The organism is Pantoea sp. GM_Pan_3, assembly GCF_026541045.1.
Lineage (GTDB): Bacteria > Pseudomonadota > Gammaproteobacteria > Enterobacterales > Enterobacteriaceae > Pantoea > Pantoea anthophila.
In genome coordinates, this window is the sequence record NZ_JALNVA010000001.1 from 301,255 (window position 1) to 317,694 (window position 16,440).

Annotated in this window: 14 protein-coding genes and 3 pseudogenes; 7 read left to right on the plus strand and 10 right to left on the minus strand. The window is 53.4% G+C overall.

What is annotated here, in order from left to right:
• Nucleotides 1–50: 50 nt before the first annotated feature.
• Nucleotides 51–1,478, minus strand: a complete 1,428-nt coding sequence (sbcB, locus tag OXR04_RS01240; protein ID WP_265138937.1) for an exodeoxyribonuclease I — start codon at nt 1,476–1,478, stop codon at nt 51–53.
• A gap of 130 nt (nt 1,479–1,608) precedes the next feature.
• Between sbcB and OXR04_RS01245 the strand changes: the two are divergent.
• Nucleotides 1,609–1,828 (plus strand): annotated as a pseudogene (locus tag OXR04_RS01245) (Arm DNA-binding domain-containing protein); the annotation flags it as partial.
• Here the strand turns inward: OXR04_RS01245 and OXR04_RS01250 are convergent.
• A pseudogene (locus tag OXR04_RS01250) lies at nt 1,825–1,937 on the minus strand (enterohemolysin); the annotation flags it as partial. The pseudogenes OXR04_RS01245 and OXR04_RS01250 overlap by 4 nt on opposite strands.
• Nucleotides 1,938–2,004: 67 nt before the next feature.
• Here OXR04_RS01250 and OXR04_RS01255 point away from each other — a divergent pair.
• Nucleotides 2,005–2,154, plus strand: a complete 150-nt coding sequence (locus OXR04_RS01255) for a hypothetical protein (RefSeq protein ID WP_195910796.1) — start codon at nt 2,005–2,007, stop codon at nt 2,152–2,154.
• Between the two features lie 55 nt (nt 2,155–2,209).
• Here OXR04_RS01255 and tssD read toward each other — a convergent pair whose 3' ends face one another.
• The 5 genes and pseudogenes from tssD to OXR04_RS01280 form a co-directional block, all read right to left on the minus strand.
• Nucleotides 2,210–2,686, minus strand: coding sequence for a type VI secretion system tube protein TssD (gene tssD / locus OXR04_RS01260; RefSeq protein ID WP_267371523.1), 477 nt, complete (start codon nt 2,684–2,686; stop codon nt 2,210–2,212).
• 215 nt (nt 2,687–2,901) lie between these two features.
• Entirely contained in the window at nt 2,902–3,591 is a 690-nt protein-coding gene (locus tag OXR04_RS01265) for a hypothetical protein (RefSeq protein WP_267371521.1), read from the minus strand.
• 363 nt (nt 3,592–3,954) lie between these two features.
• Nucleotides 3,955–4,647, minus strand: a complete 693-nt coding sequence (locus OXR04_RS01270; RefSeq protein WP_267371518.1) for a hypothetical protein — start codon at nt 4,645–4,647, stop codon at nt 3,955–3,957.
• A gap of 290 nt (nt 4,648–4,937) precedes the next feature.
• Nucleotides 4,938–5,156: pseudogene (locus OXR04_RS01275) on the minus strand (type VI secretion system tube protein Hcp); the annotation flags it as partial.
• 242 nt (nt 5,157–5,398) lie between these two features.
• A complete protein-coding gene (locus tag OXR04_RS01280) occupies nt 5,399–5,920 on the minus strand; it encodes a DUF2778 domain-containing protein (protein WP_267371515.1) in 522 nt (173 codons plus the stop codon).
• 528 nt (nt 5,921–6,448) lie between these two features.
• On the opposite strand from OXR04_RS01280, the gene dacD reads away from it, so the two are divergent.
• The 3 genes from dacD to tmaR all read left to right on the plus strand — a co-directional run bounded on the left by dacD (nt 6,449) and on the right by tmaR (nt 9,419).
• Nucleotides 6,449–7,612 carry a serine-type D-Ala-D-Ala carboxypeptidase DacD gene (gene dacD / locus OXR04_RS01285; protein WP_009089351.1) on the plus strand — a complete coding sequence of 388 codons (1,164 nt, stop codon included), beginning with the start codon at nt 6,449–6,451 and terminating at the stop codon, nt 7,610–7,612.
• Between the two features lie 261 nt (nt 7,613–7,873).
• The gene (locus tag OXR04_RS01290; protein ID WP_009089353.1) at nt 7,874–8,932 is read left to right on the plus strand and encodes an FUSC family protein; all 1,059 of its coding nucleotides are present in this window, start codon (nt 7,874–7,876) and stop codon (nt 8,930–8,932) included.
• A gap of 160 nt (nt 8,933–9,092) precedes the next feature.
• Entirely contained in the window at nt 9,093–9,419 is a 327-nt protein-coding gene (gene tmaR / locus OXR04_RS01295) for a PTS system regulator TmaR (protein ID WP_004571340.1), read from the plus strand.
• Between the two features lie 98 nt (nt 9,420–9,517).
• Here the strand turns inward: tmaR and OXR04_RS01300 are convergent, their stop codons facing one another.
• The 3 genes from OXR04_RS01300 to OXR04_RS01310 form a co-directional block, all read right to left on the minus strand.
• Nucleotides 9,518–10,579, minus strand: coding sequence for a LacI family DNA-binding transcriptional regulator (locus OXR04_RS01300; RefSeq protein ID WP_267371496.1), 1,062 nt, complete (start codon nt 10,577–10,579; stop codon nt 9,518–9,520).
• Nucleotides 10,580–10,711: 132 nt separating this feature from the next.
• Nucleotides 10,712–11,626: a ketopantoate reductase family protein gene (locus tag OXR04_RS01305; protein WP_267371494.1), complete on the minus strand. Its 915-nt coding sequence runs from the start codon at nt 11,624–11,626 to the stop codon at nt 10,712–10,714.
• A gap of 153 nt (nt 11,627–11,779) precedes the next feature.
• Nucleotides 11,780–12,553, minus strand: coding sequence for a PhnD/SsuA/transferrin family substrate-binding protein (locus OXR04_RS01310; protein WP_267371491.1), 774 nt, complete (start codon nt 12,551–12,553; stop codon nt 11,780–11,782).
• Nucleotides 12,554–12,772: 219 nt separating this feature from the next.
• Here OXR04_RS01310 and OXR04_RS01315 point away from each other — a divergent pair, with 219 nt between their 5' ends.
• Complete coding sequence (locus OXR04_RS01315) at nt 12,773–13,795, plus strand: LLM class flavin-dependent oxidoreductase (RefSeq protein WP_046102167.1); 1,023 nt, start codon at nt 12,773–12,775, stop codon at nt 13,793–13,795.
• A 413-nt stretch (nt 13,796–14,208) separates the two neighbouring features.
• On the plus strand, nt 14,209–16,440 hold the full coding sequence (gene katG, locus OXR04_RS01320; protein WP_261766077.1) for a catalase/peroxidase HPI: 2,232 nt from the start codon (nt 14,209–14,211) through the stop codon (nt 16,438–16,440).

The following is a 16,440-nucleotide window of genomic DNA, read 5'->3' on the forward strand; positions in this document are numbered from 1 at the left end:
ACACAGCCCGGTGCCAGACCCGGCAGAGGATGCCGGGCGGCATTCAGGATTCAGGAGACCAGATCCTGCGCGTAGAGATAGAGCGCTTTCAGCTGTCCGAGTTTTTCCGCATCGGCTTCATGCAGACTGGCGAGCGACTCCAGCTCCTGCATAAACGCCTGCACCCGATCGCTGTTAAGCACTTCACGCCGATGCTGCAGCCAGCGCTGCTGCTCGGCATCATCCAGCGTGCCGGGGAAGTTACGCGCCCGGTAGCGGAACAGCAGTTTCGCCACCCGCGCACTCTCGAAGGTCAGGTCCAGCGCAGGCAGATTCGCCGGGGCGGTCTGGCGGATGATGTTCATCCCCGCGCGATCCGCATCACTGAAGAAGCCATCATAGAGTTGCGTGTCTACGTCGTCTGATGGCGTAAACGGCTCGGCTTCGGCAAACAGCGTCACCAGTTTCTCCCGCACGTCGGGCTGCTGGCGCAGCAGGGCCAGATTCGCCAGACAGTGCTGACGATCGATGCCCAGCCGGGCAGCATCTTCCGGGCGCAGCGTGCTGGCCGGGGCCAGTACCGGACACTTATTGATATGCACCAGTTTAACCGGCACGGCAGGCAGATCGCCGAGATCGTTTTTCGGCGTATAGAGACGCTCACGCAGTGCAGCGGCATCCAGTTCCAGCAGCGGTGACATATCACCCGCCAGATCCACCACGATCAGCGCATTCCGGTTATCGGGATGCCAGGCCAGCGGCACAATCCAGCTGGTATTCCCGCGCGCGGCACCGAACATACCTGAGACATGCACCAGCGGCTTCATCTGCGGGATGTCGATCAGCGTCATCAGCTTGTTCTTGTTACGATGGGTGAACAAAAACTCAAACAGCTTTGGCTGCTTCTCTTTCACCAGCTTCGCCATCGCCAGCGTGGCGTACACATCCGACATCGCATCATGCGCATTTTCATGCGCCACACCGTTGGCTTTGGTCAGATGCTCCAGCCGGAAACTGGGAAAGCCTTCCTCATTCTCCGGCCAGTTGATGCCATCCGGCCGCAGCGCATAGCAGGCACGCATCACGTCGAGCAGGTCCCAGCGGGAATTGCCATTCTGCCAGCTCCAGCCATAGGGATCGTAGAAGTTGCGATAGAAAATATTGCGCGTGACTTCATCGTCGAAGCGCACGTTGTTGTAGCCCACCACACAGGTTTGTTCCGTGGTAAACAGGGAATGGATACGTTCAGCAAACTCCGCTTCATTCACGCCGCGCGTCATCGCCACCTGAGGCGTGATACCGGTAATCATCACCGCTTCGGGCTGCGGCAGATAGTCATCAGGCAGACGGCAGTAGAAGACTTCGGGTTCACCCACCGGATTAAAGTCACTGTCAGTGCGCAGCCCGGCAAACTGAGCAGGGCGGTCGCGAGACGGGCTGGTGCCGAAGGTCTCGTAATCGTGAAAGAGGAAGGTAGGTTGTCCGGGGTCGTTTTTCAATGTGCGTTACCGTTCGTCATTTTTCATTAACTTGCTGATTTAAAAAAATTTTCATCATTTCATTGCCTGGCTTTGTTCACATTTGCCTTTCGTTGCTGTTCGCTGTTATACCGGCAACATCGTGTTCCGGATGCGTACCAGAAGCACATTTTGCTCTGTACCAGAAATTATTAAGGCGCTGAGTGACCCTTAATTACGCTCCCTACATGGTAAACCATAATCCGGCCCGGCTGAAATTTCAGATCCTGATGGGCTGGGGACACATATCGCCAAAGGGCGTGATCCTGTTTCAGTATCGCTACAGGTGGAATGGTAAACCACAGCGGTTGAGTTCAGGCTGGTTCCCAACGCCTAAAATCACGTCCGGGCAGTACAGGCGTGACCAGCTTTGTACAGCCAGATACGCCAACTGCTGACGTATCTGGCCCATAACAGGGAGTTGCGCACCTGGTGACGGGAGGCGCAGTGGTCGTATCCTGGGCCGTGCAGCCTATGGCACCCGCCGCGACGTATTTATCGTGTTGTGATGGATATACGTCGCTGGGTGCAGGCGCAGCGCGAACGCGCGGCCATGACGCTGGAAGTTGCTGAAAATACCGTTGCTGATGGGATAGCAGACCGGGGAATTGTTTATAAAACCATTAATAATATTGTCAATGATAGTTTTATCGCGTGATTATTTGGTTTCCTTTGTCCGATACCAGCCCGGCATTCACCGGGCTTTTTTTATTTTAATATGTGGCTAGCTGATTCCATGTATCGCGGTAAATAATATTGCCGTCAATGTATTTCCATGTGATTGCCTCATAGCGCAATTCCAGCGTTTCAGGATGCGTGCTGCTCAACCCATTGGGGGAAAGGTAGGGTGCGACTGTCGTAAATTTGACATTTTCAAGAATGATATTGAAATATTCGGCTTCGATCCCGGATTCCAGAATGCGATACATTCTGATAGTGCCTTTCTTCATTGTCCGGCCTTCACAGACTGCCCTGTAGAGCAGCGGAGTTGTTTGATCAAATTCTTTGACTATTGTGATGGGACTGTGCACACGCGTACCTGTTAATTTTCCCCAGTTGGGCTCTACAGGGATAGTTACGCCGTGTGAGAATGATTTTAACTCGATTGAGCCTGACCTTAATGGCATTGGGCAACTACCTGCGGTTGGTGAACCTTTTTCATCTTCAAGCCATAAATGCGCTGGGGTCATTTTAGTTCCTTCTAAATATTGATTTATAATTTACCATTTAACGAAGATTATTATCAATGCGATAAATACTGGTATGGGCCATAATGGGCCGTCGGGGAAAAAATGTAGAAATGTGAATGAAAAAATTATTGTTAATGCGGCTGGGCCATAATATGTGAGTGAGGTTTTGAAAATTCTCTTTATAAGTAATTTAATTATATTTTTCATTTTTATAATCACCCGATCATCTTTCTGACGATGTTGATTATATCCTTATCTGATGTTCCTTTATTAAAAACCTGCGCTCTATCAAATAAAGGCTCGATCAGGAAAAACATCATTTCCAGTTCTTGGGTATATAGCGCGGCATAATAATCAGGTGCAGTATAATGCAGGCGGCGTGCGCTATCTGCAGCTTTTTGGACTACTCCATAAATACCCGCAATTCCAGTGAGGCCGGCAGTTTTCCCACCAATTAACGCGCTCATATTTAGGCTTAAATTCAATCCAACAGCAACAGTAGTAGCTGCAGCTAATGCCATTCCTGCACTTGTCAGATGGCTGGCGGCGATATGAACGTTAACCGCCATCAAGCCTTTTTTAATATATTCCAATTGATCATTTGTTTTATGACGGAATATTTCTTCAAAATATAATTTCAGCATGTCATATGCTAAGTTGCCATGTTCGAAAAGATGCTCTACGCCTCGCTTTAATCTTAAATCTTCTGTTTTCTGTTGTCGGCAAACGTCCTGGTAATCTTGCGTGAAACACGACGAATAATATAATGCGCGCTGCGCACCTGATCCTATCAAATGGAATTGGTTGGCAACCGCGTTTCTAACGCCGATAAATGCGTGATCAAGTTTTGACGCGAGGATGTTATTTGACTGTAAATAATTAATAATTTCTCTGTTGTAATGCATGCCCATTTCCTTTTGGTTAAGTTATGCTCTGTGTCCATATAAATTAAACGGAAAAGGCCAATTAGTAAACAACTCGTTGCTTGCGTTATGCAGCAGCCTGAAAACGTAACCATAAATGTGCTGGAGTAGACATATTATTTCTTTGAAAGTTAATTTGAGGAAAAATGTCATTATTTGAAAATTTTTGGAAAGAATATTATTACTAACAATACGAATATAGGTATAGGCCAGTACGGCCCGTCTGGAAGTGTTTTTACATAGATCATTGCAAATACAAGAACAAGAAGAGGCGGCCCATAAACCGCATTCATTGATTTAAAGATTCTTCTGATAAACCTAAATATGTAATATTTCATAAATTAATTACCGGATCATATTATTAATTATATTAGAGATTTCATCATCAGACGGGTGTGGACTTCTGAGTGCCCCTGATGTTTCAAATAAAGGATCGATCAAAAAATACATCATTTCCAGTTCATTGGCATATAAAGCAGCGTAATATTCAGGCAATACATAATTGAGGCGATTTGCGCAATCAGCTGCTTTCTGAACTATCCCATACATTCCAGGAATAGCAACAGCAGTGGCAGCCCTATTTCCCATCAATATACTCATATCAATACTCAGTTTCATGCCAGCAGCGACAAAAGCCGTTACCGCTAAAGCAAACCCGTGCTGAGTTAAATTACTGGCTGCTATATGTATATTTACTGCCGTTAGTGATTTTTTAATGTGATCTATCCGACTGTTATTCCTAAGTCTAAATATCGATTCAAAATAGATTTCAAGCATTTCAATGATAGTGTCGCTATGGCTTAAAATCTTATTTACACTTTTAATGAACCTTATGTCCTCGTTTTTTTGCTGTTGGCAAACATCCTGATATTCTTTTGTAAGACAAGATGTATAGTATAATGCGCGCTGCGCACCTGCTCCTATCATATCAAATTGGTTGGCAACCGCGTATCTAACGCCGATCAATGCGTGATCAAGTTTTGACGCGAGGATGTTATTTAACTGTAAATAAGAAATAATTTCTTTACTATAGTGCATGGCCCATTCCTTTTGGTTAATTTTCTCCCTATGTCCATACAACTTAAAGGGGAAAGCCTAATCAGTAAAGAATTAATTGTCGTGTTATATGGCAGCCTGTAAACGTTATGGCCAGGATTTTGGCTGTTGTGAGCCATTACATCCCATCTTCTAAAAATGGGGCAGGTTGGTCTACCGATCAAACACATTTGAATGCGTAACAATATGTGTACCAGGTTTTATTTGACCGAAAAATTATCATTCAAAATCAGTTTGATGTGGTCACTGTTTCGTAATCATAAAAGAGGAATGTAGAGATAGGGCGTAGAGCTATCAACCTCTTTTTCAATCATCATGGGTGAATGCTGCCGCGTACCCGTTATTTTACCGTTTGCGCTGTCTGCAGCCAGATTTATACCGTGGCTGAGCCCGATAATTTCGATACTACCATCACGATCTTGCACGTCAACGGAACCTTTAATATCTGCGCCGTCGTCGTCCTTAAGCCACATATAGGGAGGAATTGGCATTCTAAGTGCTCCTTAATCTTCTGATTAACTTCATTGTTACGATATAAAAAAGAGTGCTGATAGTCAGTATTATAAATAAGTCTATATATGAATAGGCATCATATATAGAATCAGCATTTTCATTATCATTGATAATTAATGCTAATTTCCTGGCCATTTCATAGTCAATGTAACATTCTGGCGAAGGCAAACCATGGCCAGTGCAATAAAACAGCACTACAAAATAAGCTAATCTGACAAAATTACGGGCAAATTTTTTTATAGCCACCGGCCACCACCTCCACCCAGCCGCGTGCCATAAGTGACCGTTTACAGGGAACAGAAATAAGAGAAGTATTCATCAGAGCATTTCTGATCATTGCAAAATCTGAATTGTGTGCAATGGTAATGCAGCCCTTAGACACGGTTCCTGGATGGAGCCGGAAATTTCCCCGCTTAACCCCCTCTATCCATGTATAATCATCTATCGCCCAGTCATCGCGCCAGAGAGCAAACCAATCAGTTCTGCCGAACTCTCGACGACCCACCAGCTTATTCAGTCCATCATGGATTTCTGCTTTTTTTTGAGAGAACCAGTTACCTTCTCTGCGATCAACAATCCAGTATTTACCGGGAGGCGTGGGGCCAACGTCTGGAATAGCTGCGCAATTCGCATTGTTTCGATAGACGCCCAGCCCGGAGTGCGCCATAAAAACCCCAACGCCGTACAGATTAAATGGCGCGTAATCAGCGCCATTGAGAATCATTTTTCCATGTAGTGCCATGCTCAATCCCTTAGCAAAAAGTGAGAGTTAATTACTCACCGGATAAATCTCTGGCTGCCACCTGCCTATAGCAAAGTAATTACCCACACTATAAATAAGGTCTTCAGGTTATATTGTAAACAGAAAAGTGATCTGATACGGGCTGTCAATACTTTTAAAATAACTGCACCTATGTTCTGCGCAATTAAGGGAATCAGAGGTAAGCATAAGATTTGAAGTGAGATACTCCCGTATTTCTATCCGCTCTCTGCGCCTCTGCACGCAGCAGGGTGAGTGAAGATCGTTGTCTGTTACACGCCTTGATGATTCAGCGTGACCGAACCACTTTAGCGGTTCCGGGCCTGTCTCTATGGCAAACCCTATTGTCACGCGTCAGAAGTTAAGGGCTGTCCCGAATAACGCAGAGGCACGCCGGTTCATACTTTTTTTCAATTTATTCAAACCTTCACAACGCTTTTGCCGTAAAACGTGCGGCTGTTTCCGTTTCGTTTTAGAAATTTTCTCTCCCGTGTAATTAAGGATGAAGTGTTGAAAAGGCGTCTGCTGTTCACCGTTACCGCTACTGTTTTTTGGGCCTCGCTGGCACAGGCCGATGCGATCCCGTTTCCTGTGACGCCGCCGGCGATTGATGCCGCTTCCTGGGTGCTGATGGATGCCATGACCGGGCAGGTTCTGACTGCCGGTAATCCCGATGAGCGCCGCAATCCCGCCAGCCTGACCAAACTGATGACCGGCTATGTGGTCGACCGCGCCATTGACCAGAAGAAAATCAGCCGTGACGACATGGTTACGGTGGGAAAAGATGCGTGGGCGGCGGGAAATCCGGTGTTCAAAGGCTCCTCGCTGATGTTCCTGAAGCCCGGCGATAAGCTGAGCGTCCGGGATTTAAGCCGCGGGGTCATCATTGATTCCGGGAATGACGCCTGCGTGGCCCTGGCCGATTATGTCGCAGGCAGCGAAGCAAATTTCGTCGGCATGATGAATCACTATGTTGAGAAACTCGGCCTGCAGAATACCCATTTTGAAACGGTGCACGGTCTGGATGCGCCGGGTCAGTACTCCAGCGCACTGGATATGGCGAAACTCTCCCGCGCGATTATTGACGGTGAGCCTGACTTCTACGCGATGTACAGTGAGAAGACCCTGACCTGGAATGGCATCACCCAGAACAACCGTAATGGTCTGCTGTGGGACAATAACCTGCATGTCGACGGGCTGAAAACCGGCCACACCGAAACGGCCGGGTTTAACATCATCGCCTCCAACGTGGTGGGTAAGCATCGCCTGATTGCTGTCGTAATGGGCGGGAAAAGCGCGAAAGGGCGTGAAGAGCAGGCACGTAAACTGCTGGTCTGGGGCCAGAACACCTTCGATACCGTTCAGCTGTTCCACGCCGGTAAGAAGATTGGCAGCGAAAACGTCTGGTACGGCAATCCGCATCAGGTCGAGGTCGGCACTGCAGAGGATATCTATCTGTCGCTGCCGCGCAGTGAAGTCCAGAACGTGAAAGCGAAATATGTCATCGACCGCAAAGATCTGGAAGCGCCGCTGAAAGCCAATGAGGTGATCGGTGAAATTCAGGTGATGGATAAAGATCAGGAGATCGCCCACTATCCGCTGGTGGCGCTGAGTGCGGTTGAACCCGCCGGTGTCATCACCCGCCTGACCGACTATCTCAAACAGAAGTTCTGATCGGTCAATGGGTCACCACTGAAACGGGCAGCCTCTGAGTTGCCCGTTTTTACAGGGGAGCAGCTTCCCGTCTGATCCGGCGTCCGTCAAAGTTAACGAGCAGTAATAAATTGTTTTTAATTTACGGGCGGCAATGTGAGCCGGATGTTGATATTTGTAAGATAACGTCAAAATGGTCTGGAAATAGCGGGCGCAGGCTAAGCCTGAACCCCGTTCGGGGTTAAGATAGCGACAACATAATCCCGCAACCGGAAAGTCACTTTGCGTTCTGATAAACCCATTTCAAAACTGGAATTCTGGTTTTACCGTCACTATCGCGCCGTCCATGGCGTGCGCATTGCCATCGCCTTTTTGCTCTGCTTTATCTTTGTCCGGGCCACTCATATCCCTGAAGGCACCTGGCCCCTGATTACGCTGGTGGTGGTGATGGGGCCCATCTCTACGTGGGGAAACGTCTTTCCACGCGCCCTGCAGCGCATCAGCGGCACCGTAGCCGGCTCGATTTCCGGTCTGATTGCGCTGAAGCTGGAGCTGATCTCCATGCCGATGATGCTGGCCTGGTGCGGCATGATCATGTTCATCAGTGGTTTCCTGACGCTGGGCAAGCACCCCTATATGGCGTTGCTGATCGGGATTACGCTCAGCGTCGTCGTCGGGGCACCGACCGGTGACTTCACGATGGCGCTGTGGCGCGGCGGGGATGTGATTTTGGGGTCGCTGATGGCGCTGCTGTTCACCGCCATCTGGGCGCAGCGCGCCTATACCCACTGGCGCATCCAGCTCTCTGACACGCTGGCGGAGATGGCAAAAATCTACCACGCCGGTTTCTCACCCAATCTGGTCGAAAAGCCGCGCCTTAACAAGCCGCTGGGCAAGCTGCTGAGCAGCGTCATCAAAATGCGGGCGCTGCTGGAGCCGTCCAGCAAAGAGACGCGCATCCCGAAGTCGGTGCTTGAAGCCATTCAGACCATTAACCGTAATATGGTTTACACCATTGAGATGCAGATTAATGCCTGGTGGGCGTCGCGTGAAAGCCACCTGATTATGCTCAACGCACCCGCCTTACGCCGCACCCAGCAGATGACCGAGAACACCCTGCGGGCGCTGTCCGTCATGGCAATCGAGGGGGAAACGGAAGAGGTGGTCGCCAACAGTCACGAACTGACTGAAATCAGTGATGAACTGCGGCGTCTGATTGCGGAGGCGGGCAGCGACGCGCTGGAGGAGACGCCGATCTACGGCTACGTCTGGCTGACGCTGGAACTGGCGAAACAGCTGGAGCGGATGACCGATCTGATGCGGATGGCGCTGCGCAAATAATCACCTCAGACAATGACTTAATGTGAAACGGGGTTTCTTTGCGCTAAGATAAGAGCCAGTCTGAATTTAGCTGTGAAAATTGCTTACCTGGCGGGCTAGCCGCTAAGCTGATCGTTTTGACTCTCTCCCTGCGTCAGCAGGCTTAAAGAAAGGTGCCATCATGGAAAATGCCAAGCAGTCATTTCAGGACGTACTGGAGTTCGTGCGTATGTTCCGCCGCAAAAACAAACTGCAGCGTGAAATTGTCGACAACGAGAAGAAAATTCGTGACAACCAGAAGCGCGTTCTGCTGCTCGACAACCTGAGCGAATACATCAAGCCGGGCATGAGCGTTGAGGCTATTCAGGAGATCATCGCCAGCATGCGCGTGGATTATGAAGATCGCGTGGATGAGTACATCATCAAAAACGCCGACCTCTCGAAAGAGCGTCGCGAGCTGTCGAAAAAGATCAAAGCCATGGGCGTGGGTGAACATCCGAAAGCCTGATAGCCGATAACGGAGCGCAGCGGCTCCGGTTACTGAAGATGACCCGCATCCACCCCGGTGGCGCGGGTTTTTTTTATGGCGGCCGGGAAAGCCTGGTGCTACTGGCCGGCCAGCCGACGGGCGATCGCCTGGAGCTGCTGGGACAGCGCGACTAAATCAAGCGGGTTATCGGCTGGCGGGGCGGTGGTTTCCCGGATAACCAGCGTGGTTTCCAGCGCAGCGTCAGAAACCTCTTCGCCGCGCAGACGGGCCAGCATCCGCTCAACGCTCTGCGCGCCCAGATAATGCAAATCCTGGCGCACCGTGGTCAGCGGCGGCTGATACCAGGCACTTTCCGCAGTGTCATCATAACCAATCACTGAGATCTCGCCCGGAATCGCCACGCCATACTGATGCAACGCCCGCATGGCACCCAGCGCCATCTGATCGTTCGCCACCAGCAGTGCCTGGGGCAGGGCGTCCGGCAGCTGCGACATCAGCGCCTGATAGCCCGACTGCGCGCTCCAGTCGCCGCGCAGAGAGCAGTGCGGGGTAAGCTGATGGTCAGCCAGCGCCTGAAGCCAGGCCGCTTCACGCTGACGCGCCGAGACCGACCGCAGCGGCCCGTTGAGCAGGCCAATCCGGCGATGACCCAGCGCCACCAGATGTTCAACCGCGGCACGCGCGCCGGAGGCGTTCGGATACTGACACTGCGCCACCGCGGCACGCGGTTCGACATCCAGAAACAGCACCGGCTTACTGCCACACAACAGCTGAATCTGCTGCGCCTCATCCGCCGCCAGCGGCAGGTTGATTAGCAGTCCGTCGACCCGCTGCGCCAGCAGTTCATTCACGGTAGCGGCCGCATCATGACCGCTCTCCATCGCAATCACCAGATGATACCCCGCGGCGGCGGCCCGTTGCTGGATCGCCGAGGCGATCTGAGCCGGTGCCATCAGCGCCAGATCGCTGGTGGCCAGACCCAGCGTGCGCGTCGCCTTGCCTGCCAGCTGCTGTGCCACGCGATTAGGCACATAATTGAGCTGCTGCATCGCCGCCTCAACCTTTTCCCGCGTGCGGGCTGACACCTGTTCAGAACGGTTTAAAACACGTGAAACGGTTTGGTATGAGACGCCGGCCAGTTGCGCGACATCATCAAGGGTCACGGAGCGGGAAGTCATTGCACTCTCCAAAAGATGAAGCGCCGAGTGTAACAAAATTTCCTGCCACTCTGCTGCTGCTCATTACACATTCACTCTTTTGCCAGCCGGGACCCATGCGGCCCCGGTCAGAACGGATTACCGCTATCCGACTTAGCGCTGCTGCAGATAGACCTGCAGATTCACATCGACCGCGTTAAGCAGCGGAGTCATCAGACCTTTTCGTTTTGCCCGCAGCAGCAGGTCACCGATCACCTGATCGGCTTCGATATCAAATCCCTGAGTCAGGTCACGATACATCGAGGAGGTCATCGGGGTCTCCGGGTTATTCAGCAGTTCAAAAATGCGGGCGGTGACGGCCGGACGCGGCTGATACCCTTCGGCGGAAATCACCGCCAGAATCTCGCTGAAGATCCCCTGCAGCAGCGCTTCGCCGCCGCGGGTGGTCAGGATTTGCTGTGTATCGCCACGCGCCAGGCAGCAGACCGCTCCGAGCGTACTCAGCAGCAGCCACTTCTCCCACAGCTCATCCATAATGTTATCGCTGAAGCGGTTATCGACCTGACCGGTGCGCAGGGCGGCGTCAACCCGCTGCAGGCGCGCATCGTTATTACCATCCAGCGCACCGTAGTAAAGCTGATGCAGCGGTGTCATCTGGATCACTTCACCGCTCTCACCCAGCGTGGCGTTGATTTTGCACAGGCCGCCTATCACCTTATCGTCACCGAAACGCTGCTGCAGTGTCGCGATGTGTCGCATCCCATTGAGAATCGGCATGATCAGCGTGTCAGGGCCGACCGCAGGCGCGATATCCTCCATGAGCTGTTCAAGCGCAAAACTCTTTACGGTAATCATGATCAGGTCATAGTGGCCGCTCAGCGAGCCGGCCTGAATCAGCTGCGGCTCCAGCTTTTCCGTTCCCTGCGGCGTCTTTAACACCAGCCCATTCGTCTGCAGCTGCTGAAAACGGCGTTCGCGCACCAGAAACGTGACGTCCTGACCCGCCTGAGCCAGTCGGGCACCAAAATATCCGCCGGTCGCGCCGGCTCCTGCCATCAGAATGCGCATCTGCATCTCCCGTTGCTGAAAACCTCTACCTTAAAGCGGTGTGAGCGGGCTTACCAGTGCTGACGTCAGCAGGAAAGGATCGATGCGGGTCGTCACCAAAGGGCAGAGCAGGGCTTCCGCTGACGGAGCGGCGGGCCGGAAGGGTATAAAACGTTAAAGCCGGGGGAGGCCCTGCGCAGCCGCGTCATGCTCCCAGTCCAGCACAATCTGATAATCGTCCCGCTCTGCCGGGCTGAATCCGCCGATCAGATTGTCGTCGCAGACGCCACGCCAGGCCGTCTCCTGCACCAGTTGATGCAGCGCCAGCCGGAGATGTGCCAGCCGGGTGGAGGAGGTTGACGCTGCCGTGATCAGCGGCAGTCCGGGTGCCAGGGGTGTTTCACCGATAATATGCAGGCCATCCAGTGCTTCCGGTTCATAACGCGCCAGCAGCGCCCAGCTGACGCAGTCGATCGCAGCAATATCGGCATCGCCTTGCTGCAACGCAGCCAGCGACCGGCGATGCCCCCCGCTCAGGATGAGCTGAGAAAAGGTGACGCCCTGACGCGCCGCGACAAACCGCAGTGCGTTATAGCCGGAGTGAGAGTCCAGGCTGTTCGCCACCGCCCGCTGACCGTTGAAATCGGTCAGCGTCGCCTGTTTATCCCGCGCCACCAGCCAGCTGCGGTAGTCGCGACCGCTGCAGCCGGGCGCCCGATAGTGAAAGGTGCCGACAGGCTGGACCGCGGTAAGCCGGGTGACCAGTGGATAGCCACAGGTCTGACTCAGCAGCAGATGCGCATCCTGCCAGTGTGCCTGCAGGTCGTCAGGCCAGACCGGCTGCGTTTCTATGCCGCGCCGCGCCAGCAGCGTCTTAATGGCCTGCATCAGCGCCCGGGTGGCAGGCGGGTGAATCGCGTACATGGGCAGCGCGAGCCGGTTAGTCATCAGGTTTCTCCCGGTCAGGATAGGGTAGTCCCCCCGCGCGAAGATCGGGCTGCACCAGGGGATAAATAAGCAAAGCAGATAATCAGCCTGGCTATGTCGAAATTCCTGAATATAGCGCTGAAAGATATTGACTATCAGTTGTGGCGCGGAGGGCGTAACCTTTGCCTATCAGAAATTGCCTTACATCCACGGGCGTTTATCCCGTCAGGAGAATGACAGATGAAAAATATCGGCTTCTTATCTTTTGGTCACTGGACCCCCTCTTCACAGTCAGCCACCCGCACGGCGCAGGATGTATTACTGCAGTCGATCGACTTAGCGGTTGCCGCGGAAGAGCTGGGTGCCGATGGCGCTTACTTCCGTGTCCACCACTTTGCTCGTCAGCTCAGCTCACCGTTTCCGCTGCTGGCGGCGGTCGCGGCACGCACCAGCCGGATTGAGATCGGCACTGGCGTAATCGACATGCGTTACGAAAACCCGCTCTATATGGTGGAAGATGCCAGCGCGGCCGATCTGATCTCCAACGGTCGTCTGCAGCTCGGTCTGAGCCGCGGCTCACCGGAGCAGGTGATTGATGGCTGGCGCTACTTTGGTTTTGAACCTAAACCAGGGGAAAGCGATGCCGATATGGGCCGTCGTCACACCGAGGAGTTTCTGGAGGTGCTGCGCGGAGAAGGCTTTGCTAAGCCGAACCCTCAGCCAATGTTCCCGAACCCGCCAGGTCTGCTGCGCCCGGAGCCGCTGTCTGAAGGGTTACGCGACCGTATCTGGTGGGGCTCCGGCTCCAACGCAACGGCGGAGTGGGCGGCGAAAATGGGCATGAACCTGCAGAGTTCGACGCTGAAAGATGATGAAACGGGCGAGCCGTTCCACATTCAGCAGGCGAAGCAGATCCGCGCCTATCGTGAAGCCTGGAAAGCGGCGGGGCATCAGCATACCCCACGTGTCTCTGTCAGCCGCAGCATCTTTGCGCTGGTCAACGACATGGACCGCGCTTACTTTGGCCGCAGCGGCAACGACCGTGACTCTGTCGGTTTTCTCGATGAGAAAACCCGCGCCATCTTTGGCCGCAGCTATGCCGCTGAGCCAGAGGTATTGATTAAGCAACTGGCGCAGGATGAGGCGATTGCTGAAGCCGATACGCTGCTGCTTACCGTGCCAAATCAGCTGGGTGTGGCTTATAACGCCCATGTGATTGAAGCGATTCTGAAGTACGTCGCCCCGGAGCTGGGCTGGCGTTAATGACTGGCAGCGCTCTCCTGCGGAGGGCGCTGCGGTTTTATCCCTGATCCGATCCCCTCGTCAGCCCCACCTCTTTTCTCTTCCGCTCTGCCTGTTCTTTTTTCTCAGTATCCCCACGCCTTTTCCAGGCTGTTCTGGCAACAGATCACGCACGCTTTATTCACCGGATTGCGTCACCGGTCAGCAACTCTTTCACCAGCCGGTTGTTAAACGCGGCTTGTCAGAATAGTCTGATGAAGAACGGTGTCGTTTCGCTGAAGGTGACGCGGATAACAGCCGTTTGCCATCGTTGGGAGCTGTTAAATAAGACCTTATTCAAAGGGATAAGCTATCAATCATATAGGATAAGACAGGTGTGCCTGCCTGAAAATCCTCTATAGAGTAGCGATGAAAATACAAAAAGAGGTGTGACCATGAGCAATTCCATTGATGAAGATGCAAAAGATGCAAAGCCAATCGTCGAAGCCGACCGTGAAGCTGACCGTGAAGCACCAGCGGGCAAATGCCCCTTTCATGCAGGGAAGTCAGCGCAGCCAAATCAGGCGCCGGGCGGCGGAACAACGAACCGTGACTGGTGGCCTAATCAGCTGCGCGTTGACCTGCTGAATCAGCACTCATCCCGTTCAAACCCCCTTGATGAATCCTTCGATTACCGCAAAGAATTTGCAAAATTAGACTACTCAGCGCTGAAAGCGGACATCAAAGGGTTGCTCACGGAGTCACAGGCCTGGTGGCCCGCTGACTGGGGCAGCTATATCGGTCTCTTTATTCGTATGGCCTGGCACAGCGCCGGAACCTATCGCTCCGTGGACGGACGTGGTGGTTCAGGTCGTGGTCAGCAACGTTTCGCTCCGTTAAACTCCTGGCCGGACAACGTCAGCCTGGATAAAGCCCGTCGCCTGCTGTGGCCGGTAAAACAGAAGTATGGTCAGAAGATCTCCTGGGCCGACCTCTACATCCTGGCGGGTAACGTCGCGCTGGAAAATTCCGGCTTCCGCACCTTTGGCTTTGGTGCCGGACGTGAAGATGTCTGGGAACCGGATATGGATGTGAACTGGGGCGAAGAAGCGACCTGGCTGGAACACCGTCATCCGGAATCGCTGGCGCAGTCACCGCTTGGCGCGACCGAGATGGGTCTGATCTACGTGAACCCGGAAGGCCCGGAACACAGTGGCGATCCCGCCTCTGCCGCCCCGGCCATTCGTGCCACCTTTGGCAACATGGGCATGAACGACGAAGAGATCGTGGCACTGATTGCGGGTGGCCATACGCTGGGTAAAACCCACGGTGCCGCTCCGGCCAGCCATGTCGGTGTCGATCCGGAAACCGCTCCGATTGAAGCGCAGGGTCTGGGCTGGGTTAACAGCCACGGCAGCGGCGTAGGTGCCGATGCGATTACCTCTGGCCTGGAAGTGATCTGGTCGCAGACGCCTACCCAGTGGAGTAACTATTTCTTCGAGAACCTGTTCAAATATGAGTGGGTGCAGACGCGCAGCCCGGCAGGCGCTATCCAGTTTGAAGCGGTCAATGCGCCGGAAATTATCCCGGATGCCTTTGACACGGCGAAAAAACACAAGCCGACCATGCTGGTGACCGACCTGACGCTGCGTTTTGATCCGGAATTTGAAAAAATTTCGCGTCGCTTCCTCAACGACCCGCAGGCGTTCAACGAAGCGTTTGCCCGTGCATGGTTTAAGCTGACGCATCGTGATATGGGGCCGAAAGCGCGCTACATCGGACCTGAAGTACCACAGGAAGATCTGATCTGGCAGGATCCGCTGCCTGCACCGGTTTATCATCCGACCGTCGCGGATATCGCGCAGCTGAAAGAGAAGATTGCCGCATCCGGCCTCAGCGTCAGCGAGCTGGTTTCCGTTGCCTGGGCCTCGGCGTCAACCTTCCGCGGTGGCGACAAACGGGGTGGTGCCAACGGTGCCCGACTGGCACTGCTGCCGCAGCGCGAGTGGGACGTTAACGCCGTTGCGGCGCGCGTGCTGCCGACGCTGGAAGCGGTTCAGCGTGAAGTGAACAAGGCTTCGCTGGCGGATGTGATTGTGCTGGCCGGTGTGGTCGGGGTTGAGCAGGCGGCGAAAGCGGCAGGCGTGACCGTTGATGTGCCCTTTACGCCAGGACGTGTCGATGCGCGTCAGGATCAGACCGACATTGAGTCGTTCAACCTGCTGAAACCGCGTGCCGATGGTTTCCGTAACTACGGCACCGGCTTCGGCAAAACCACCACCGAAAACCTGCTGATCGACAAGGCGCAGCAGCTGACCCTGACCGTGCCGGAGTTAACGGTACTGGTGGGCGGGATGCGTGCTCTGGGCGCTAATTTCGATGGCAGCCAGCACGGTATTTTCACGGACAGAGTGGGTTCGCTGAACACGGACTTCTTTGTCAATCTGCTGGATATGCGCACCGAGTGGAAGGCTGCCGATGCGAGCAACGAGTCCTTTATCGGACGCGATCGCGTCAGCGGTGAAACCCGCTACACCGCGACCCGCGCCGATCTGGTGTTCGGCTCCAACGCGGTGTTACGCGCCTCGGCGGAAGTTTACGCCAGCAGCGACGCCCGTGAAAAATTCGTCAAAGACTTTGTGGCCGCCTGGACCAAAGTGATGAATCTGGATCGCTTTGAACTCTGA